The 20,553-nt window shown below is 71.4% G+C and carries 14 protein-coding genes; 7 read left to right on the plus strand and 7 right to left on the minus strand.

The window, feature by feature from the left end:
* Positions 1-66 precede the first annotated feature (66 nt).
* Entirely contained in the window at positions 67-603 is a 537-nt protein-coding gene (locus D7X32_RS03470) for a metal-dependent hydrolase (protein ID WP_120601058.1), read from the plus strand.
* A gap of 21 nt (positions 604-624) precedes the next feature.
* Here the strand turns inward: D7X32_RS03470 and D7X32_RS03475 are convergent, their stop codons facing one another.
* Both D7X32_RS03475 and D7X32_RS03480 read right to left on the minus strand, forming a co-directional pair.
* Complete coding sequence (locus tag D7X32_RS03475; RefSeq protein ID WP_120601059.1) at positions 625-1,425, minus strand: glutaminyl-peptide cyclotransferase; 801 nt, start codon at positions 1,423-1,425, stop codon at positions 625-627.
* A 71-nt stretch (positions 1,426-1,496) separates the two neighbouring features.
* Complete coding sequence (locus D7X32_RS03480) at positions 1,497-1,958, minus strand: response regulator (RefSeq protein WP_120601060.1); 462 nt, start codon at positions 1,956-1,958, stop codon at positions 1,497-1,499.
* Between the two features lie 434 nt (positions 1,959-2,392).
* On the opposite strand from D7X32_RS03480, the gene D7X32_RS03485 reads away from it, so the two are divergent.
* Positions 2,393-3,910 (plus strand): Do family serine endopeptidase, encoded by a 1,518-nt coding sequence (locus D7X32_RS03485; RefSeq protein ID WP_120601061.1) that lies wholly within the window; start codon positions 2,393-2,395, stop codon positions 3,908-3,910.
* A 57-nt stretch (positions 3,911-3,967) separates the two neighbouring features.
* Here the strand turns inward: D7X32_RS03485 and D7X32_RS03490 are convergent, their stop codons facing one another.
* Both D7X32_RS03490 and D7X32_RS47445 read right to left on the minus strand, forming a co-directional pair.
* Positions 3,968-4,729, minus strand: coding sequence for an immunity 52 family protein (locus D7X32_RS03490; protein ID WP_120601062.1), 762 nt, complete (start codon positions 4,727-4,729; stop codon positions 3,968-3,970).
* Between the two features lie 12 nt (positions 4,730-4,741).
* Complete coding sequence (locus tag D7X32_RS47445; protein WP_279635557.1) at positions 4,742-6,295, minus strand: Tox-REase-5 domain-containing protein; 1,554 nt, start codon at positions 6,293-6,295, stop codon at positions 4,742-4,744.
* Between the two features lie 366 nt (positions 6,296-6,661).
* Between D7X32_RS47445 and D7X32_RS03500 the strand changes: the two genes are divergently transcribed.
* Positions 6,662-10,579 (plus strand): serine/threonine-protein kinase, encoded by a 3,918-nt coding sequence (locus D7X32_RS03500; protein ID WP_171446596.1) that lies wholly within the window; start codon positions 6,662-6,664, stop codon positions 10,577-10,579.
* 11 nt (positions 10,580-10,590) lie between these two features.
* On the opposite strand, the gene D7X32_RS03505 is transcribed toward D7X32_RS03500, so the two are convergent.
* Together D7X32_RS03505 and D7X32_RS03510 are read right to left on the minus strand one after the other, a co-directional pair.
* Positions 10,591-12,405 (minus strand): OPT/YSL family transporter, encoded by a 1,815-nt coding sequence (locus D7X32_RS03505; protein ID WP_120601065.1) that lies wholly within the window; start codon positions 12,403-12,405, stop codon positions 10,591-10,593.
* Positions 12,402-14,666, minus strand: a complete 2,265-nt coding sequence (locus D7X32_RS03510) for a serine histidine kinase EspA (protein ID WP_167506432.1) — start codon at positions 14,664-14,666, stop codon at positions 12,402-12,404. Before D7X32_RS03510 ends, D7X32_RS03505 begins: the two co-directional genes overlap by 4 nt.
* 262 nt (positions 14,667-14,928) lie before the next feature.
* On the opposite strand from D7X32_RS03510, the gene D7X32_RS03515 reads away from it, so the two are divergent.
* The 3 genes from D7X32_RS03515 (at position 14,929) to D7X32_RS03525 (ending at position 18,838) form a co-directional block, all read left to right on the plus strand.
* Positions 14,929-16,317, plus strand: a complete 1,389-nt coding sequence (locus D7X32_RS03515; protein WP_120601067.1) for a serine/threonine-protein kinase — start codon at positions 14,929-14,931, stop codon at positions 16,315-16,317.
* A 397-nt stretch (positions 16,318-16,714) separates the two neighbouring features.
* Positions 16,715-17,551, plus strand: a complete 837-nt coding sequence (locus D7X32_RS03520) for a hypothetical protein (RefSeq protein ID WP_244238826.1) — start codon at positions 16,715-16,717, stop codon at positions 17,549-17,551.
* A 309-nt stretch (positions 17,552-17,860) separates the two neighbouring features.
* Complete coding sequence (locus D7X32_RS03525; protein WP_120601068.1) at positions 17,861-18,838, plus strand: sensor histidine kinase; 978 nt, start codon at positions 17,861-17,863, stop codon at positions 18,836-18,838.
* An 8-nt stretch (positions 18,839-18,846) separates the two neighbouring features.
* Here D7X32_RS03525 and D7X32_RS03530 read toward each other — a convergent pair whose 3' ends face one another.
* On the minus strand, positions 18,847-19,557 hold the full coding sequence (locus D7X32_RS03530; RefSeq protein ID WP_120601069.1) for a TetR/AcrR family transcriptional regulator: 711 nt from the start codon (positions 19,555-19,557) through the stop codon (positions 18,847-18,849).
* Positions 19,558-19,701: 144 nt separating this feature from the next.
* Here D7X32_RS03530 and D7X32_RS03535 point away from each other — a divergent pair, with 144 nt between their 5' ends.
* Positions 19,702-20,535, plus strand: coding sequence for a sterol desaturase family protein (locus D7X32_RS03535; protein WP_120601107.1), 834 nt, complete (start codon positions 19,702-19,704; stop codon positions 20,533-20,535).
* Positions 20,536-20,553 lie beyond the last annotated feature (18 nt).

A 20,553-nucleotide genomic window follows, 5' to 3' on the forward strand; every position in this document is an offset into this window, starting at 1 on the left:
TTTCTCAACGTACGGCCTCCAGAACCTTCGCCCCCGGCCTGGCCTGCCGTACGCTAGTGCACACCCATGAATCCCATCGTGCACGCCGAAGTGTCCTGGCTGCTGGCGCAAGGCCTGCGCGAGCGGCGCGACCGCCTCCTGGTCACCTGCGCGGGACTCGCTCCGGACTTGGATGGTTTGTCATTGCTGGCGGGTGAAGAGTCTTATTCGCGTTATCACCACGTGATTTTCCATGGCTACGTGGGAGCGCTCGTCACGTTGGCGGTCTGCACGGCGCTGGCACGCCAGCGAGCGGCCGTGGCCCTGCTGTCGGTGGCTGCCTTCCACGGTCATCTGTTGTGCGACCTGGCGGGGAGCGGTCCCGGCTGGCCCATCCACTATCTGTGGCCGCGGAGCCTGGAGGCGTGGTCCTGGTCCGGCCAGTGGAACCTGGCCTCGTGGCAGAACACGCTCATTGCACTGGCCGCGACGCTGGCGTGTCTGGCGTGCGCACTGCCCTTCCGGCGGACCGCGCTGGAGTTGCTGTCACCGCGCTGGGACGCGGAGGTGGTCCGGACCGTGCGGCGGCGCTTTTCCAGACAGCCGGATTCCGGCGCCCCCTGAAACGGGCTGTCTGGAATGCGCCTACGGCGTGGCGGCCGGCTCCAGCGTGACCTCGAAGAGGTCGGGCCACAGCTTGCCGGTGAAGAACAGGCGGCCGGTGCCGGGCTCCAGCGCGATGCCGTTGAGCACCGCTTCATAGCTGTGCACGCGCCCGCGCACCGCCTGCGCCAGCGCCGACGCGTCGATGACCGCCAGCACTCGGCCGGTGGCGTAGTCGATCTTCAGGACGTTGTTGGAATGCCAGACGTTGGCGTAGACGCCGTCCTCCGCGCACTCCAACTCGTTGAGCATCTCCTGCTGCACGCCCTGCAACGTCACCTGCACCTGGGACTTCACGCGGAAGTCCTTCGGGTCGTGGAAGCGCAGCGTGGACGTGCCGTCGCTGCGCACCAGCTGGCCCTGCCAGTAGCACAGGCCCCAGCCCTCGCCCGCGTAGGACACCTGCTTCTCCCGCGCGGGCGGCGTGCCGTTCCACACGAAGAGCGTCTCGTCCTGCCAGGTGAGCTGGTACAGCCGCTCCCCGTCGCTCGCGAGCCCCTCCGGGAACACGTCCGGCAGGGCCTCCTTCCACAGGGGCGACGCCTGCTCCAGGGAGATGCGGCGCAGGTCGCCCTTCTCACCGGTGCTCTCGTAGAGCTGGCCCTGGTGGAACTGGAGCCCCTGCGTGAAGGCCGTGGGGTCGTGCGGATACGTGTGGACGATGCGCGCCACCAGCTTCCGAGGCGTGGCCTCCGGAGTCCCCGCGTCCGGCGTCTGGCGCTGCGTGGGCGCGCACGCCAGGCACAGGAGGGACAACGACAGGGACCAGGGGAGGCGGCGCATGGGCTTCCTTGCGACAAGACGACTTCACGGACGGCGGGCCACGCCACCTTAGCGCGCCACCCGGGGCGGCTTCACTCGCGCGTCACCGCGAGGGCCACCTCCACCGCGCCGCGCAGCTCATCCATGTCGAACGGCTTGTTGAGCACACAGGCGGCCCCCAGGCGGAGGGCTTCGCGGTGCAGCTGCACGTCGCCAAAGGCGGTGATGAGGATGACCGGCGTGTTCCACTGCTCGCGGCGCAGCCGGGCGAGCACCTCCAGGCCCGTGAAGCCCGGCATGCGCACGTCGGTGATGATGAGGTCGGGCGCGCGCGACTCCGGCGCCGTCAGCCCATCAATGAGGACGCGCACCAGGTCCGGCCCGTCCGAGGCCTCCACCACCTCATAGCCTCGCCGCACCAACATCTTGCGGATGAGCGTGCGCATCTCCGTCTGATCATCCGCGACCAGGATGCGCGGAGCCCGAGCGGGCTCGGATTCGGGGTCTTCCCAGGCCGCGGCGCGCGCGACCCCTTCCGTCTGCTCGTGCACCATGGACGTGAACTCCTGAAGGGGTTGAAGGTGCCGCGGCGGGGACGCTCGCGGGGGACCTCCCACTCCATGAGCATCCGCCGTGCCATGCCGTGAGGGCGCAGGGGCGGTGGGGCATGGGGCACGCCGCCCCCGGGCGAAATGCCCCGGTTGGGGCACTTTGCCCCGCGTCCGGGGGCCTTCCGGGGCGTGGCTCCCCTCTGAAAGGGGTTCCGGCGGGGGTTGGCCCACGGACTGCAATGAAGTCCCGGCGTCGGACCGGATGCGGGGCTTCCTCAACGAGCTCCCTTCAGGCAGCTGGGCCACCGGTGGCTCCCGGTGTCGCTGGTGGAACGGGACCGCTGCCTCCTTCCCAGGGTGCCCACCGCATCCGGTTCGACTCTTTTCCCTCCGGTCCGGAAGGCCCGCCTCCGGCCGCCACCCAAGGAGAACGCACGATGGTTCGCACGCTTCCGTCCCGCCGCCGCCTTGCCCGCGCGCTCACGCTGATGCCCCTGGTTGCCCTGGGAGCCTGCACGCCGGCAGCGGACGTGGCTCCTCCCGCACGCCCCACGCTGTCCCTGAAGACAGCCACCACGCCCTCGGGCGCGAAGGTGGAGCCCGCGGTCTATTCGGCTCCCACGCCGGGTTCGCCCGGCGCGCTCATGTCACTGGCGCCGCTCGTGGACACGGTGAAGGGCGCGGTGGTGAACGTGGAGGTGCAGGCCCGCGCACGGCCCGCGATGGGTGGGATGCAGGGCCTGCCCCCCGGACTCGCCGAGCGCTTCGGCATGCAGGGCGGACAGAACCCCTTCGGTGAAGGAGGCGGCGCGCCCGCGAAGCAGGGGCTGGGTTCGGGCTTCATCGTCGACCCGGCCGGACTGGTGCTCACGAACAACCACGTGGTGGAGGGCGCGGACACCGTCCGGGTGAAGCTGGAGGACGGGCGCTCGTTCGAGGCGGAGGTGCTGGGCCGCGACTCGCTCACGGACGTGGCGCTGATCCAGTTGAAGGGCGTGTCCGGGAAGCTGCCGTTCGTGAAGCTGGGGGATTCGGATGGCCTGCGCGTGGGTGACCCCGTGATGGCCATTGGCAATCCGTTCGGGCTCGCGTCGAGCGTGAGCGCGGGCATCCTGTCCGCCCGGGCGCGCGACATCCACGCGGGTCCGTATGACGACTTCCTGCAGACGGACGCGGCCATCAACCCGGGCAACTCCGGCGGCCCGCTCTTCAACATGAAGGGCGAGGTGGTGGGCATGAACACGGCCATCATCGGCGGCGCGACGGGCATTGGCTTCGCGGTGCCGGCGAACCTCATCCAGGCGCTCCTGCCGCAGCTCCAGGAGACGGGCGTGGTGCGCCGGGGCTGGGTGGGCCTGGCGGTGCAGGACCTCACGCCGGAGCTGGCGCGCGCGCTGCGCGTGGAGGCGGCGAAGGGCGCGGTGGTCGCTGGCGTCAGCGCGGGCGGGCCGGGCGCGAAGGCAGGCCTGCGCGAGGAGGACATCATCACGTCGGTGGGCGAGCGCGCGGTGGACTCCGCGGGTTCGCTGACGCGCGCGGTGGCGCTGCTCAAGCCGGGCAGCGAGGTGAAGGTGAGCCTGGTGCGCGGCGGCCAGGCGATGGAGGTGCCGGTGAAGCTGGGCACCCGGCCCACGCAGCGGGGTGAAGAGGAGATGACGCCCCGGGATTCGACGCCCGCGCCCTTGTCGAAGCGGCTGGGCCTGCGGCTGTCGGAGGCGCAGGACGGCAGCGGCGGCGCGCAGGTGGCGGCGGTGGAGTCCGGCAGCGCCGCGGAGCGCGCGGGACTGATGCCTGGGATGGTGCTGACGCAGGTGGGTGACCAGAAGGTGTCCGGCGTCGCCGAGGCGGCGCAGGCCCTGACGTCCGCGGAGCCGGGGTCCGCGCTGCTCTTGCGCGCGCGAGTGCCTGGACAGGACGGGGCGCTGCTGCGTGCGATTGAAGTGCCGCAGCGGTAGGCCGTGATGCTTTGTGGGCGCGCTCCACCGGCCGGGGTGTGAGCGCGCCGTTGTTCTTCAGCGGGTGCGGGTGTTCAGGAGCCCCGCCCGGGTGAGCAGTTCGCGCACGCGCCGCGCGAGGGCCACGTGTTCCGGGTTGGCCACGGTGAAGCGTTCCGGGGTCAGGACGATGAGGGTGCCCTTGTCCTCGACCGGTTCGATGCGCACGGGCGCGGGCAGTGGGGGCACGGTGCCACGCTGCTTGGAGAAATAGGTCACCCATCCGACCCAGGGGCCAGCCCTGTTGTCCTCGTCCATCTTCCGGTAGGCGTAAGACGCGGCCACGGCCCAGTCCGGGTCCATGGCCAGGGCCATGCTGCGCACCGCATGCGTGAGCACGGGAGCGGAGATCACGCGCTCCGCGTTCGGACTGCGACCAAGCGTGGGCAGACTCAGCACGCAACTATTGGGGACGACTTCGGAATAGCACCCACAGTGGATGCTCAGAGCCGAGTTGTCATAGTCACCCCCTGCGTTGTTCAAGTTGCAGTGGAAGCCCAGTTCCTCGATGACCGGCTTCCCCTTCTCGCGGTTGACGCCTCGCCGAAACAGCTCGGTGAGGGTCGGCACGTCCGGTGGCATCATGGGGAATTTGCGAGCGTCCTTGAGCGAGCGTGCGGGCTTGTACCAGTGCTCAAGAAAGGGGTCGCACGCGGACAACAGCTCCAGCAGCTTCGCGGTGCGCAGCCCGCAGTCTTCAGGCGCTTCCCTGCGCACCCCCCAATAGGCGCCTGCGTAATATGTCTCGAGATACGTCCAGGGCCTGTCCGTGACGGTCACCGTGATTCCTCCTTAGCGCGCTGGAGTGTGCACGATTCGAATCCCATGGATATCGTTGCTTTCGAGCAACTTGTGGATGGCATTCGCGGCCTTCTCCTCGGCGACATGCCACTCGATGCGAGTTCCCAGTCCTTGAACAGCCTTGAGCTGTCGTCTCGCCTGATTGGCGAGTGCTTCTGCCCCCGTCGACTTGAACCACCTCTTCGGATCCAGGTCATCGAAGAACTTGTTCGCGTAGCCGGGACCCTTGGCATCCAGTAGCACTCCGTCCCGGAACCCGTCGAACTTCACGTCACCAACCCAGTACGCCTCATCCGCCGAGTGCCCGGAGATCTGCTCCTGGTATCGCCGGGCCCGTTCGGACATCGACTCCTTCGCGGGCCCCCACTGCCCTGGCTCGTCGGGAGCCGACGCCACGTTCGCCTTCTGCAGGATGATGGCCGCGCCGGGCCCTCCGCTCAGCACCGCCGCCGCGCGCCCTACGGGCACCGCGATGCGCTCCACGCCCAGCACGCCCTCCGCGGACACCGCGAGAACGGGCACCGTGGCCTCCACGCCCGCCGTTGCTCGCGCCAACGTGCGCGTCGTCGCTGAAGCCGTGCCCCACAACATGAGGACGTTCGTGGTCAGCCGCGCGGCTTCGCGGATCTGCTCGCCCCCGGTCATGGAGCGGAAGCGCTCCCAGTACGCGGGCGATGAATCAATGAGGGTCACCACGCCTTCCGGGAGATGGCGCAGGCCCGCGATGCTGTCCGTGGGATGGGACAGCAGCTGTCCCATGCCGTGGTACAGCTCCACGAACGCGTCCTCCGCGCCATCCAGTGAGCGGCTGATGACGTCCGCGTCGTCGTACACCTCCGCGAGCGGCCGCCAGTCCGCGGCTCGCAGCTGCGCATCGACGTGACGGAAGACACCGCCCCTGCCGCTGTAGAAACGCCCCAGCTCGAAGTTGCCCGCGCGAAAGGCCCCGTCCTTCCACTGCACGGGCGCCACCTTCTGCTGCGTGCGCCCATCCAACGCCCAGGCCAGGTACCCGTCCGGCCGCAGCACCGCCACCTGCTCCCGGACGAACCGCTCCATGCGGTGAACCAGCTCCTCGCGGGACACCTCGCCAGCCTCCAGCACCTCGCGCAGCAGCAACCCCGCCGCCATGCGGGGCGGATAGGCGCCGAAGGTCACCGGCTTCTCCATCAACCGGTTCAGCACCTCGGCCGCGTCGTCGGGTGTGAAGGGATTGCGGCGGACCGGCAGCTCCTCCAGGTCCTCCAGCCCGGCGCGCAGCAGCAGCTTTTCGAACGCGTCCACCTCCAGCAGGCCCAGCTCCACCGCCTGTCGCGTCCGCTCCTCCGAACTCCCGATGAGCACCGTTCCTTGCGGCAGGCGCACCGGAGCCTCGCCGCCCCACGGCGTGGGCGAGGCGCTGTGGTAGCGCGCATAGCCGTGCATCCCCACCGGCAACGAACGGGCGCGTCCCCCCGCGCAACCCACCAGGCCCCAAACGAGCACCAGGCACAGCCACGCTCGACGGACCCCTTCCCTGCCGCGCGGCACATGAATCCCTTTCATGCCTGTTCCTCCTGTTGAACAGGGCTAGCAGGGAGTCCTGACATCCTGACCGCAACGCGGTGCGAAATGACGCAGCCGGTGCGCGGGCGACCCGCTGACCCGCTGCCTGCCTCGGATGTCCGGTGTCACGCGGTTCACATGATGTGGCGCCTGGAAGCCCTCCGGGCATGGAGGGTCTTCTGACGGATGCTTCACGTGTCCGTCGAATGACCGAGCCCAGAGGTTCGGAAATCACAGCGGCGCTGGCATAGAGTCGCGGCCGTGCCGCGCTGCCTCACATGCGGGCGGCGTTGGGAGGGCTCCCACACGCCGTGCCCGCCCGGCGTCCTGCCTCCCACCGCTCCGCCGTCCGATGCTTCGCTCGTCGTGCCCGACGTTCCGGGCTACCGCTGCGAGAAGGTCATCGCGCGCGGCGGCTTCGGCGTGCTGCTGACCGCGCACAAGCGCGCCCCGGATGGCACCGAGGGCGAACGCATCGCGCTGAAGCTGGCGCGGCCCGGCATCGCGCTCGCGGAGGCGCAGCTCGCCCGCGAGGCGGAGGCCCTGCGCGCCATCGGGCCCCCCACCGTGCCCGCCCTCCACGCCACGGGCACCCTGCCCGGTGGCCAGCGCTTCGTCGCCATGGAGTACGTGCCGCTGCCCACGATGGCGGACTGGCTGGCGCAGGTGTCCGGCCCCATGTCGCCGCAGGAGTTCGCGCCGCGCGCCAACGCGCTCCTGGAGGCGGTGGCCGTCGTGCATTCGCACGGGCTGGTGCACTGCGACCTCAAGCCCGAGCACGTCTTCCTGGACGACGCCCACCATCGCGCCCGCGTCTTCGACTTCGGCCTGGTGCAACGTCCGGCGCCCGACGTGCTCGCGGACGACGGCACTCCCGACGAAACGTCCTCCTTCGCCGGCACCGCCGAATACATGGCGCCCGAGCAGTGCGCAGGCCACGCGGTCCTCGATGCGCGCACGGACGTGTACGCGCTGGGCATCATCCTCTACGAGCTCATCACCGGCCGGCCGCCGTTCTTCGGCTCGCTCCCGGAGGTGATGCAGGCGCACCTGTCGCTCCGGCCGCCGCCTCCTTCGGAGTACGCCCCGGTGGCGCCGCCCGTGGAGGAGGTCGTGCTGCGCTGTCTGGCCAAGGAGCCCGCGCGCCGTCCCCGCGACGCCGCCGCCGTGGCCCAGGCACTGCGCGCGGCGCTGGACCACGCGGGCCAATCCGCGGTGCAGCCCGCGCCCCGGCTCACCCTGCTGCCCGAGGTTCGTCCCGCCCAGACGCGCCGCTCGGTGGCGGTGCTGTTCACCTCCTCTCGCGCGAATCCCGTGGCGGTGCAGAAGGCCCTGGCCGCCTACGGAGGCCACATGGCCTTCGCCGACGGCGAGCGCTTCGCCGGCGTCTTCGACCCGGACGTGGGAGAGAACCCCGTGCGCCGCGCACTGCGCGCCGCGGAAGGCCTGGCGGAGCGGGGACTCGCCCCGGCCGCGCTCGTGGACGTGGCCACCGTCACCGTGCAGCGCCGCCGCGATGGCGCGCCCCGCTACCTGGGCGCCATCTTCGCGCGCGAGGACCGCTACACCCACGTCCCGGAGCTGCGCGGCCCCCTGCTCTCCACCTACGCCGCGGAGGCCGTCCCGGAGGTGCCGTGTCTGCCGGTGCCTGGACGCTCCGGGTTGATGCGCCCCGCGCCCTCGGGCGCCGCGCCCCGGCCGGACGTCACCGTGCTGCAGCTGAGCAGCGCGATGCTGGTGGGCCGCGACGTGGAGCTGGAGCAGCTGATGGAGAGCGCCCGCGCCGCGGTGTCGGACGCGGCGCCCACCATCGTCACCGTGCGCGGCGACCGGGGCCACGGCAAGAGCCACCTGTCCTCCACGCTGGGCCTGCGGCTGAGGGCCTTGCTGCCGCACGCGCGCGTCTACTCCATGCGCTCGCGCGAGCCCGTGCAGGGCGATCCGGAAGGCACGCTGCGCTCGCTGCTGCGCATGGCGCTGCACGGCTTCGACCGCGACGACACCGACACGCAGGAGGACGGCCGCACCGCCATCCTCGACCGGCTGGGGACCCAGCTGGGCATGGAGCTGTGGCCGGGCGTGGCCGCGACGCTCGGGTGGTATGCGCCGGGCGGGCCGGAGCTGCAGAGCTGGGCCGCGGCCCCGGGCGCGCTGCGCTCGCTGGCCATGCGCGCCACCGGTGAGCTGCTGGCGGCGAGCGCCCGCGAACGGCCCCTGTGCCTCATCGTGGACGACGCGCACTTCGCGGAGGAGCCCGCGCTGGACGCCCTGGAGTACGCGGCGCTCGCGGAGACGCGCGTGCCCCTGTGGGTCTGCGTGCTGGTGCGCCCGGGCTTCGAGCAGAGCCGTCCGGCGTGGGGCACCCGCGCCGCCAGCCAGTTGGACCTGCCCCTGTCCAGCCTGACTCCGGGCGACGCGCATGCCCTGTGCCGCACGCTGCTCAAGCCGGTGGAGAACGTGCCCGCGCAGGCGGTGGAGCGCATCGTGGAGCGCGCGCAGCGCGTGCCCCTGTTCCTGGTGGAGCTGGTGCGCGGCCTCAAGCGCCAGGGGCTGGTGCGGCAGCGCTCTCCGGGCGGCAACTGGTACCTCGTCACGGACGAGCTGGACCGCGTGCCGGAGCTGCGGCTGGTGGAGTGGCTGGCGGACCGCGAACTGGGCGCGCTGCCTCCGGCCCTCGCCGCGCATGCCCGGCTGTGCGCGCTCCTGGGCGCGACCTTCACCGCCACGGCGGCGGACGGCGTGGTGCGCGAGCTGGAGCGCGACGGAGCCGCGGCGCATTTCCCGCTGGACGTGGGGCATGCGACGCGGCGGCTCCTGGACCTGGGGCTGCTGGTGGAGCACCGGCTGGAAGGGCTGAGCTTCCGCAACGAACTGGTGCGCGAGGCCGTGGTCGCGAGCCTGCCGGCGGAGGAGAAGGCGCGCATCCACCACGCCGCGTACCGCCACTACCTGAGCCCGGCGGGCGCGCAGGAGCGCCAGCGGCTGGCCCGGCTCGCGCTGCACGCGGCGGCGGCGGGCCTGCGCGACGAGGCGGCGGCGCTGACCATCGACCTGGCGGAGTCCGCGCGCGGCCGCCACGCGTACCTCGACGCGGAGGCCATGTACACGCGCGCCCTGGAGCTCATCGAGCCCGAGGACGAGCTGCGCAGACTCACGGCGCTGCGGGGCCGGGGCCTGATGCGCTACCGCATTGGCCGGTACGAGGACTCGCTCACGGACTTCGCCATCGCGCGCGCGGGGGCGCGGAGGCTGGGAGATTCACGCGCGGAGGTGGAGCTGCTGCTCGACGAGGCGGTGGCGCTCGACTGGGTGAACGACTACGCGCGCAGCGAGGCGCGGGCCCAGGAGGCGCAACACCTGACGGAGACCGTGACATCGCCCTACGTGCAGGCGCGGCTGCTGCTGGCGCTGGGCCGCGCGCAGTTCCGCAAGGGCGAATGGCTGGACGCGCTCATGCCGCTGGAGGCCGCGGCGGAGCGGGCGCGGAAGCTGGGCGACGCGGGCTACGAGACGCTGGTGGTGGCGCTGCTCCTGATGGTCGCCATCCTGCCGAGCATGGGCAACATCGACGGCGCGGAGCGGGTGCTGGATGAGCTCATCAGCATCTGCACGGAGCGCGGCGATCGCTTCCATCTGGGCTCGGCCATCAACAACCGCCGCAACCTGTGGGTGGCTCGGCGCGACCTGACGAATGCGCTGAAGGACCAGGAGCGCTTCATGCAACTGGGGCGCGAGCTGGGCGTGGTGGGCTGGGAATACTTCGGCGAAATCAACCTGGGCGAGCTGTACTACCAGGCGGGCGACGCGGAAGCGGCGGCACCGCACATCGCGCGGGCCGTCGCGCTGGAGCGCCGGCATCCGGAGGTGGCGCACCGGCCCTGGGCACTGCTGCTCCAGGCGCGGGCCATGGCGTGGACGGGCCGGTACGACCAGGCGCGCGACCTGCTGGGACAGGTGCGGCGGACGATGGCGACCAACCGGCACGGCGTGAACCTGAGCCCGTCGGAGGAGGTGCTCTTCTCCATGGTGGAGCTGGCCGCGAAGGACGCGACGGCGGAGGAGTGGCACGCGCTGCGGGAGCGCTCCGCCCAGGTCTCCGTGGAACAGGAGCCGCTCGAAGTCCTGGAGATGATGGGCCTCGCGGCCGGGCGCCGGGGCGACTTCGCGGAGGCGATGCTCGCGCTCGGAGAAGCGCTGGCCCGCTCGGCGCACCTGCCGAACCTGATGGAGGACCGCATCCGCCGCTCGCTGGCGCGCGTGCGGGACCTCACGCCCGCCGCGTAGCGCGCACCCCGCTACGCCGACCGCGAGAGCGCCGCCGTCGCCGCGATGATCAGCCCCATCAGCGATTCACCCACCAGCGCTCCAGAGCTCAGCGAGGACTCCTGCGCTTCCGTCGTCTTCGGCCACTTCCGCGCGAGTGTCACCAGCCCCGCCCCCACGCACAGCGTCACCGCGAAGTAGGCGGGGGTGATGAAGCCGATGCCCATCGCCACCGGCGACGGCAACCACCGCGCCGCCCGGCTCTTCGCGGCCAGCGTCGACAGCGCGCCCACCGCGAAGCCCACCAGCGCGGCCCAGCCCGCGTGGAGCGGCAGGCCCGCCAGGCCTCGCACGGACACCTCCGCCACGGCCCGGAACTGCGCCGCCGAGGGCGCCGGCAACGCCGCCGTCCCCAGTCCGTACGCGTCCACCAGCAGCAGGTAGGCCGGCACCGCCACCACCGCGCCCACCGCCACGCCCACCAGCTGCGCGGCGAGCTGTCGGGAGGCCGACGCGCCCAGCAGGTGCCCTGCCTTCAACGACCACAGGCTCACGCCCGTCTGCGCCGCCGCGCCCGCCACCACCGAACCCGCCGCCACGTTGGGCGACAACTCTCCGGGCCGCACCCCGCCGAAGATGACCTGCGTGAGGTTGCCCACCTGCCCCACCGGCGACACGTCCGTCTGCCCCGCGCCTCGCGCGCACACCGCGCACAGCGGCACCAGCAGCGCGAGCACCAGCAGCATCGACGGCACGCCCAGCCCGAACAGCACCCCGCCCAGCACCACCGCCAGCACGCACGCCACCACCGCCAGGCCCAGGCTCCACCGGGGCAGCCCTCCCCAGCCCACGCCCACCGAACGCAGGTCCTTCGCCGCGCCCAGGAAGTCCCGCGCCTGCGCCAGCAGCGACACCACCGCCCCGCCCACCATCAACCCCACGCCGGGCCAGATCAGCCACGAGGACAGCGGCTCGTACCCCACGCCCGCCACCAGACCCGTGTCCAGGAGCCACGACGCGAGCACGCCCCACGCCAGCGCCGACCCCAGCAGCATGCTCAACGCCAGCTGCGGGCCCGTCATCATCCCCACCGCCAGCAGCATGGGGCTCACCCCCACGCCCCACGTCAGGGACTCCAGCGAGACGCCGCCCACGCGGCCCGGCAGCGCCACCATCCCCGGCAGCCAGCCGCGCGAATCGCGCATCCACGTGAGCACCATCGCCACCACCCCGGCGCCCACCAACGTCCGGCCCCTGCCAGCCCGCGTGCCTTGCGCCTCCGAAGGCGTGGCCGCGTGCAGCGCGGAGATCAACTCCGCGGTGGCGATGCCCGTGGGAAACGGCAGGGCCTCCTGCTCCACCAGACGCCGCCGCAAGAGCCCCGCCACCAGCACACCCACCACGCCCAGCACCAGCCCCCAGGACGCGATGCCCCAGCCCGGGACACCCGTGCCCAGCAGGGCCAGCGCCGGGATGGCGGCGATCAACCCCGCCGAGGCGGGCATCGCGCCCACCGCCGCCGCGGTCGTCTGCGTGAGGTTGTTCTCCAGCGGCGTGTAGGGCACGCCCCGCCTGCGCCCATAGGGCGCCAGCGCGCTGAACCCCAGCACCGCCGCGGTGATGGAGCCCGAGTCCCACAAGCCCGTCTTCAACCCCATGTAGAGGTTGGTGACGGCCAGCATCGCGCCAATGACCAGCCCCATCCCCAGCGACCGGACCGTCCACTCCCGGCCTTCCGGCGCCGCCGCCCCCGCGAGCCCCAGCCCCGTCGCCGTCACGGGCACCGGATCCTCCGGCCCCGCCGCGGCCTCGGAAGGAGCGGTGGGGTGACCGGAGGAGGCGCTCATCGAGACGCCTCCGCCGAGCGGCCGACCAGTTCGCGCAGCTGCGCCAGGTCCAGCGGCTTGCTCAGCTTGAGGTTCGGCACGTCGCGCAGGAACGACGTCGTGCGCGGGGTGAACGCCCCGCCCGTCATGAACACCATGCGCCCCGCCTGCTCCGGCGCCGAGCGCCCCAGCTCGAAGTACAGGTCCATGCCCGTCATCCCCGGCATCATCACGTCGCAGAGGATGAGGTCGAAGCGGCCGCCCTCGTTCACCAGCCGCAGCGCCGCCTGCGCGCTGTTCGCCGTGGACACCTCGTGCTCCGTGGCCAGCGAGCGCTGCAGCGCCACCGTCACGTTGGGCTCGTCATCCACCACCAGGATGCGCGCCCGCGCCCCCGGCGTCGCCGTCGCCGACAGCCGCGGGTAGAGGTCCACCTCGTGCGCCGCCGACCGCAGCACCACGCGGAAGGTGCTGCCCTGCCCCGGCGTGCTCTCCGCGTGGATGGAGCCACCCATGGACTCCACGATGCCGTGGCAGATGGACAGCCCCAGCCCCGTGCCCACGCCCACCGCCTTGGTGGTGAAGAACGGATCGAAGATGCGCCCCAGCACCTCCGGCGTCATGCCCACGCCGGTGTCGCGCACCTCCACCACCACCTTGCCCGGTTCGCCCGGACGGATGATGGCGCGGATCTCATGCTCGGTGACGGAGGACGGATCCTCCGGAATCGCCTGCGCCGCGTTGAGCAGCAGGTTGAGGAACACCTGGCACAGCCGCGCCTCGCTCGCCTCCACCGCGGGCACCGGTTCGAACTCCGTGACGAGCCGCGCGCGGTGGCGGATGACGTTGTCCGCCATCTTGCACGCCAGCTCCACCGAGCGGCGCACGTCCACCGGCATGGGGCGCGACTCCTGTTCGCCCCGCGCGAACACCTTCAGGTCCCGCACGATGGTCGCGATCCGCTCCGCGCCCTCCGTCGTCTCGCGCACCAGCTGCTGGATGGAGGCCACCGGCTCCGACGGCGCGCCTTGCGCCTCCAGCTTGTCCAACCCCTCGCGGATGAGGTGCAGGTTCACCAGCATGTACGCCAGCGGGTTGTTGATTTCATGCGCCACGCCCGCGCCCAGCGTGCCCACGCTGGCCAGCCGGTCCGCCACCACCAGCCGCGCCTGGAGCTGCCGGCGCTCGCTCAGGTCGCGGTGCACCATGATGTTCGCGATGATGCGCCCTTCGGCGTCGCGCAGCGGCACCACCACGGACTCGCAGACGCACGCCATGCCGTCCGCGCGGCGGAACTCCAATTCCCCGCTCCAGCGGCCGTGCACCTCCAGCGCGGTGAGCACTGCGCCCGTCAGCCGGTCCGGCTCACCCGGGTGCAGCACGCTGAAGAGCGTCTGCCCCATGGCCTCCTTGCGGCTGCGGCCGAACATCCGCTCCGCGCTGGTGTTCCAGTCGATGACCCCGCCCGCCAGGTCCGTGATGACGACGCCGTCGGAGATGCTCTCGAAGATGAGCGCCTGGCGGTGCAGCTCCTGCTCCGCCTGCTTGCGCGCGGTGATGTCCATCACCGTGCCCGTCACCCGCGCGGGCTGCCCCGCCGCGTCCAGGAGCACGTCGCCCTTGCACGAAATCCAGCGGTAGCCGCTGCCCGAGGGCTCGATGCGGTACTCCACGTCCACCTGCGAGCGCTGCTGGAGCGCCGTGGCCAGCCCCGCGCGCAGCCGGGGCAGATCCGCCGGGTGCACCACCTCCGCCAGGTCCATGGCGCGGCCGGACAGCTTGCCCACCGCGAGGCCCAGGAGCCGGTCCACGTGCTCGCTCCACGTCACCTGCCCGCTCTTCGCGCTCCAGTCCCAGATGCCCACGCGCGCGGCGGACAGCGCCTGCCGCAGCTGCTCCTCGCGCTGCTCCAGCACCTCGCGCCGGGAGAAGCGGAACACCGTCACCGTCCCCACCTGGAGCCGGTCGCCCTCCTGCAGCTCCGCGGTGGACACCGGCAGCCCGTTGAGGAACGTGCCGTTGGTGGACTCCAGGTCGGTGACGAGGCACGAGCCGTCCGGCTTGCGCTGGATGCGCGCGTGCTTGCGCGACACCCCGTGGTCGTCGATGCGCACCTCCGCCTCCGAGCCGCGCCCGATGACGTGCTCGCCCGGCTCCAACCGGTACGCCTTGCCAATGGCCGCCGGCGTCGTGGTGCTGATGAGGATGAGGCACGCCCCGGTCGAAGACGGGGCCGTCACCGACTGGCCCGCGCAGGTCGTGAGCTCGTCCACCAACGTCATCATGTATGCAAGCCCCCTGGCGTTCCCCTGCGCTCGGGACGGCAGTGTCCTCGCCGCCTGTCGTGCATGACGCCGCGCTCCGTATGGGCCCGAAGTCTTGGCCCGGACCGCAACCATACCCCAACGGCTTCCAATGAACGTCCCCACCCCCTTCAGGATGGGAGGCGTGACTCCTGGTGAACTGGCAGACAAGCAGGCGGGGCAGCCAACCAGGCACGGGTACCCGCGACCCACCCCTTGGATGGTAGGGTGCGAAGTATTCATGGCGGCGGACTCCGAGAGCACCTTCCGCATCCAGGCGCGCGCGGCCGCGAACGCCACGGACAAGGCGCACGAAACACCCACACGACCCGAGCGCGGGCCGGGCACCCTGGCGGGTGAGTACGTGCTCAAGTCCATGCTGGCCGCCGGAGGCCACGGCAGCGTCTACGAGGCGGAGCACCGCATCCTGGGACGGCACGCCGCGGTGAAGGTGCTGCACTCGCACCTGGCGGACCAGGGGGAGATGCTCCAGCGCTTCGTGCGCGAGGCGCGGGTCGTCAATCAGATCCACCACCCGAACATCGTGGACGTCTACGACTTCGGGCTGATGCCGGACGGCAGCCCCTACTACGTGATGGAGCTGTTGTCGGGGCGCACGCTGAGCCAGGTGGTGCAGGAGCGCGGGCGGCTGTCCGCGCCCCGCGCGCTGGCGTACCTGGAGCCCATCTGCGGCGCGCTGGAGGCGGCGCACCGCGCGGGCGTCGTCCACCGCGACCTGAAGTCCAGCAACATCCTGGTCGTGGAGGAGGGGGAGAAGCCCCGGCTGAAGCTGTTGGACTTCGGCATCGCCAAGCTCATCCAGCAGGAGCCCGGCCAGGAGGGCCTCACCACCGCCGGCCAGCGGCTGGGCACCGCGCACGCCATGGCGCCCGAGCAGTTCCGCGGAGGCAGCATCGGGCCGCCCACGGACGTGTACGCGCTGGGCGTGCTCCTGTACCAGCTGCTCACCGGCCGCTACCCCTTCCAGTCCGAGGATCGGCTGGAGCTGGAGCGCATGCACCTGGAGGCCCCGCCTCCGCGCCCCAGCGTGAAGGTCCCGGTGTCCCCGGCCGTGGACGCGGTGGTGCTCCGGTGCCTGAACAAGGACGCCACCCACCGCTACCCCAGCGTGAACGCCTTCCTCACCGCCCTGCGCGAAGCCGTGGAAGAGCCCAACCAGGTGGAGGGCCAGACGCGCCTCGTGCTGGCCGTGAACGCGGAGGTGGTGCTCCCCGACGCGGACATGGACGACGACACCACCTACGCCGCGCTCGCCACCGTCATGGACACGCTGGAGCAGGGCCTGCGCGCCGAGGGCTTCATCCTGGCGCTCCAGACCGGCACCACGCTGCTGGGCGTGCGGCCCCTGGTCACCGGCACGTCACCCGCCCACGGCCTCCAGCCCCTGCGCGAACTGCACGCGGAAGCCCAGTGTCTGGCCGAAGCCGCCCACGCCCGCGTCCACCTCTGTCTCCACCAGGGCGAGGCGGAGATCCGCGGCGATTCCGGCGAGACCGAGGTGGTAGGCGGCCCCGTCACGCATGTGGCAACCTGGAACATAAGGGAGCCGGGTGGCTTCGCCGTCACCCGTCCCGCGGCGCAGTTCCTCGACAGTCCTCCTCCGCAGTGAGCCGTCCCCGCTGTCCCCGTTCCTCCTCCTCCCCCTGCCGCACCCACCTCAGGTCTGTGGTTCCAAACCCTTCACAGGCATACGTCTGGCTCCGTAAGAATTGGACCCACACCATAATTTTTTGACGAAGACGTATTTATTTCCGATCCTGAATCCGTCACGATTCCCCTGTCTGACAGTTTCAGCACCTTTCTAGCTGAAAGCCTGGACTGCCTGACATCCTGGAAGTCGGACCTCCGACGACCCCCGAGCGGGAGCCCCCTATATGCGCCTCACCCCTGGTTTTCGGCCTGGAAGTGGATGCAGCGAGTGGTGGAACCGGAACACGCCACGCAAACCCCTGACGTCGTTGCTGCTGACGGGGGCACTCATCGCCCTCGTGGGTTGCGGTGGCGCGATGGCGGAAGACGCCACGCTGGAGGCCGACTGGGCATCGTCGGTGGATCAGGCACAGCAGGTGGACAACGGCATGACGGTCAACGGCATGACCGTCAACGGGATGACCGTCAACGGAATGACGGTCAACGGAATGACGGTCAACGGGCTGGCCACCGCGTCCTTCAACGACTGGTTCAACCAGAACGTGGCCGACGCGCCGACGTTGATGTCGTACATCGTGAAGTGCGCGGTGCCCGCGGGCCAGACGCGCACCTTCCAGTCCACGGTCACGGGCGTGAAGTACACGTGGCAGGGCGGCCTGGGGCTGGCGCCGGGCTGGTCGGCGGGCAGCGCCGCGACGGTGACGGAGCAACAGGTGGTGAGCGCGTGCCTGGCGGCGCACGTGAACAAGTACGGCCTGCACATCGCGCTGTCCGCGCTGGGCCGCACGGCGGCTGGGACGGAGATTCCCTACTCCGCCGAGGAGCTGTCGCAGTTCAGCGCGAAGGAGGGGTGCTTCTTCGGCAACCTCTTCACGACCGAGGGGGTGTTCGCGGGGCGTGATCGCGACTTCACCGCGGCGGAGAGCTCCACGCGCGCGTGCAGCCTCACGCTGAAGGCGGACAACTGTGCGCCGGTCACCAACATCGGCAGCTGCTCGCAGTTCTGCACGAAGCCCGACCCGAGCAAGCCCTACTACACGCAGTGCACGTACAACGGGAAGACGTACCCGACCATCACCACGCGCGTGCAGCCGACGGAGCTGTTCCGCTGCGGCGACGGCGTGTGCCAGTTCACCGAACACGCGGGCTCCGGCAACACGGCGGACAGCTGCCGCGCGGACTGTGGCGCCTGAAGAAGACGCACCTGTTGAACCGACGGTGAAGTGCGCTGGGCATGAAACGGCCTCCCCCAGGGCCGCGTGTCCAGAAGCCTCCGGGCGTGCGGTGTGTTCCTCCCGCGCGCCCGAATCCCCCAGTGGAAAATCACAGCCGGGACGTGAATCCGGGCGGTGTCCGCCCGACGTCATCACGTACTCGCGCGCACCTTGCCGGGCACGGGGCGGCGGTGTTGGATGGCCTTCCACAGGCCGGGCCCGGGAGCAGGGACCACCGCCACGAGGAGCGGTGACGGCCGCGGATGGACGTGGGTGGAGCGGGCCGCGATGACGGTAAGAGCGAAGGTCGGGCGTTTGGCGGCGATGACGCGGCGGCGGGGCACGCTCCGCCAGGCCTTCGAGCGCCTGGGCCCCAAGGCCCGGTGCACCGTGGAGACCCCCTGCGCGGACAACCGGCTGCTGGAGGAGACGGTGCGCGAGCGCACCGCGGCGCTGGAGGCCGCCAACGCGAAGCTGTCCAGCAGCCTGGAGCAGCTGCACGCGACACAGGCCCAGCTGCTCTTCGCGGACCGGCTCATCGCGCTGGGGCGCATCGCGGCGGGCGTGGGCCATGAAATCAACAACCCGCTGGCCTTCATCCTGAGCAACCTGGAGTACATCCACCAGGAGCTGCAGCAGAAGGAGCGCCTGTCGGAGCAGGACCGGCAGGAGATATTGGAAGCGCTGGCGGAGACGCGCGACGGCGCGGAGCGCATCCGGCTCATCGTGCGCGACCTGCAGACGCTGTCGCGCGCGGAGGACGTGGGCAGCGGGCCCGCGGAACTGGCCGCGGTGGTGCGCACGGCGGCGAAGATGGCCATGCACGAGCTGCGGCACCGCGCGCGGCTGGTGGTGGAGTGCGACGGCGTGCCGCCGGTGCAGGGCAACGGTTCGCGGCTGGGCCAGGTGTTCTTGAACCTGCTGCTCAACGCGGCGCAGTCCATCTCACCGGGGAACGCGGAGGGCAACGAGGTGCGCGTGGTGGCGCGCCCCGGGGAGCCCGGCCACGTGCTGGTGGAGGTGCGCGACACCGGCTGCGGCATCGCGCCCGAGCACCGCGAGCGCATCTTCGACCCCTTCTTCACCACCAAGCCGCTGGGCGTGGGCACGGGGCTGGGGCTCGCGGTGTGCCATGGCATCGTCACCTCGCTGGGCGGCACGCTGACCATGGAGAGCGCGCCCGGCCGGGGCAGCGTCTTCAGCGTGTCCCTGCCGGTGGCGGGCGCCTTCGTGCAGTCGCCGCGCTCGCAGGCCGACTGGACCTGAAGCGCTTTTCAGCCTCCGCCGGGAGGCTTCACGCCCATCGACCGCTGGAGCATCCCGCCGAGCACCTCGCGGAAGCGCGCGTCCGACGCCGCGTCCACGGGGCGGCCCAGCACGGGCAGGAGCACCTCCCGCGCGAGCATGAACCACTGCGACGCGCACAGCGCCACGAGCAGCGTCATGTCCACCGTGTCGCGTGACGGCGGCGGCAGGCCCTGCGCTTCCGCCACGCGGCCCGCCTGGAACTCCAGCGCGTCCGCCAGCAGCCGCAGGCCCTGGGCTCGCGCCAGCGGCATGTGTTCAGCGCGGCCGGTGAGCAGGGCCCACGCCATCAGGCGGCCGTGCTGTCCCTGCTGGACCACGGTGAAGAAGCGCTCGAGCAGCTCCCCCGCGCCGGGGGGCGTGTCCGCCGCGAGCAGCTGCTCCCGGAAGGACGCCGCCAGCAGCTCGTTGCGGCGCAGGAGCACCTCGCGCACCAGGGCCTCGTAGGTGCCGAAGTAGTGCGTGACGAGCGCGTGGCTCACCCCCGCCGCCTTCGCCACCGCCTGCAGCCCCACCCGGTCCGGCCCCTGCTCCACGAGCAGCGGCTCGGCGGCCTGGAGGATGGCCTCGCGCGCCTCCTCCGGCGTGCGCCGCTTCCGGGGCGCGGCGGGCTTCGCGGGACGACGGGGAGCGGAGGTGCGCCGGGCCGGAGCCCGGCCCTGGGGACGCCTGGGTGCCATCGCGGCCCATCCTAGCCACCACGCCCCGCCGTTCAACGCACATGTCGCTATTGTCAGATTTGACAATGGACCCGGGCCACCACTATCAAGGGGGTATCCGGGCATGCATGGCCCGGGGGTGTGCTGGCCTTCGCGAGGTCCGTGATGCTGCCGCTGAATCCATCCCTGCCGGTGCTGTTCCTGCTGGTCCTGCTGATCTCCGGTGTCATCAAGCTGCTGACGGTGACGGTCGGGTGGCTCGTGTGGCGCACGCGGATGGCGGAGCGCTTCCGGGTGTACCGGCGGGAGCTGGCCAAGGGGCAGCTGCGCAGCGAGCTGCTCTCCGCGGTGGGCGTGTTGTTGACGGACGCGGTGATCATCGCCGGCTTCCGGTACTTCACCGGTCCCCTGCTGGCGCCGTTCAGCCTGTCCACCGCGCTCTGGTCGTACGCGTGGATGTTCGTGGGCTTCGAGGTGTGGTTCTACGTGACGCACCGGCTGATGCACCTGCCGCGCTTCTACCGCTTCCACGCGCAGCACCACGTGGCGCAGGTGACGGAGCCGCTCACCGCGCTGTCGTTCTCCATGGTGGAGCGGGTGGTGCTGACGGGGGGCGGGCTCGGACTGCACTTCGCGGCCCTGCACCTGATGCCGGGCACGCAGGTGGGCATCCTGGCCTACATGCTGACCAACTACGTGCTCAACGCCTTCGGGCACGGCAACACGGAGTGGCTGCCCCGGCGCTTCGTGACGTCCTGGGTGGGCCGCGTCTTCTTCACCCCCACGTTTCACGCACTGCACCATGCTCGCTATCAGGGGCACTACGGCCTCTACACCGTGGTGCTGGACCGGTGGTTCGGCACGGCGTTCCCGGACTATCCGCTGGTGCATGCCCGTGCCCGCGCTGGCGAGGGGCTGACGCGCATCGGGGAGCGGCTGGCGGTTGCTCCCCCCGCGCCTTCCGTCCCCGCGGTGCCCGAGGCGCGGCAGGCGCTTTGAGGTCCGCCGGGCCCCGAC

Origin of the sequence: Corallococcus carmarthensis, assembly GCF_003611695.1 — a bacterium.
Taxonomy (GTDB): domain Bacteria; phylum Myxococcota; class Myxococcia; order Myxococcales; family Myxococcaceae; genus Corallococcus; species Corallococcus carmarthensis.

Coding starts and splice junctions, on each gene's coding strand:
- D7X32_RS03470 (WP_120601058.1), top strand. CDS start 67: ATGAATCCCATCGTGCACGCCGAAGTGTCCTGGCTGCTGGCGCAAGGC.
- D7X32_RS03475 (WP_120601059.1), bottom strand. CDS start 1,425: ATGCGCCGCCTCCCCTGGTCCCTGTCGTTGTCCCTCCTGTGCCTGGCG.
- D7X32_RS03480 (WP_120601060.1), bottom strand. CDS start 1,958: ATGGTGCACGAGCAGACGGAAGGGGTCGCGCGCGCCGCGGCCTGGGAA.
- D7X32_RS03485 (WP_120601061.1), top strand. CDS start 2,393: ATGGTTCGCACGCTTCCGTCCCGCCGCCGCCTTGCCCGCGCGCTCACG.
- D7X32_RS47445 (WP_279635557.1), bottom strand. CDS start 6,295: ATGAAAGGGATTCATGTGCCGCGCGGCAGGGAAGGGGTCCGTCGAGCG.
- D7X32_RS03505 (WP_120601065.1), bottom strand. CDS start 12,405: ATGAGCGCCTCCTCCGGTCACCCCACCGCTCCTTCCGAGGCCGCGGCG.
- D7X32_RS03510 (WP_167506432.1), bottom strand. CDS start 14,666: ATGACGTTGGTGGACGAGCTCACGACCTGCGCGGGCCAGTCGGTGACG.
- D7X32_RS03515 (WP_120601067.1), top strand. CDS start 14,929: ATGGCGGCGGACTCCGAGAGCACCTTCCGCATCCAGGCGCGCGCGGCC.
- D7X32_RS03520 (WP_244238826.1), top strand. CDS start 16,715: ATGGCGGAAGACGCCACGCTGGAGGCCGACTGGGCATCGTCGGTGGAT.
- D7X32_RS03525 (WP_120601068.1), top strand. CDS start 17,861: ATGACGGTAAGAGCGAAGGTCGGGCGTTTGGCGGCGATGACGCGGCGG.
- D7X32_RS03530 (WP_120601069.1), bottom strand. CDS start 19,557: ATGGCACCCAGGCGTCCCCAGGGCCGGGCTCCGGCCCGGCGCACCTCC.
- D7X32_RS03535 (WP_120601107.1), top strand. CDS start 19,702: ATGCTGCCGCTGAATCCATCCCTGCCGGTGCTGTTCCTGCTGGTCCTG.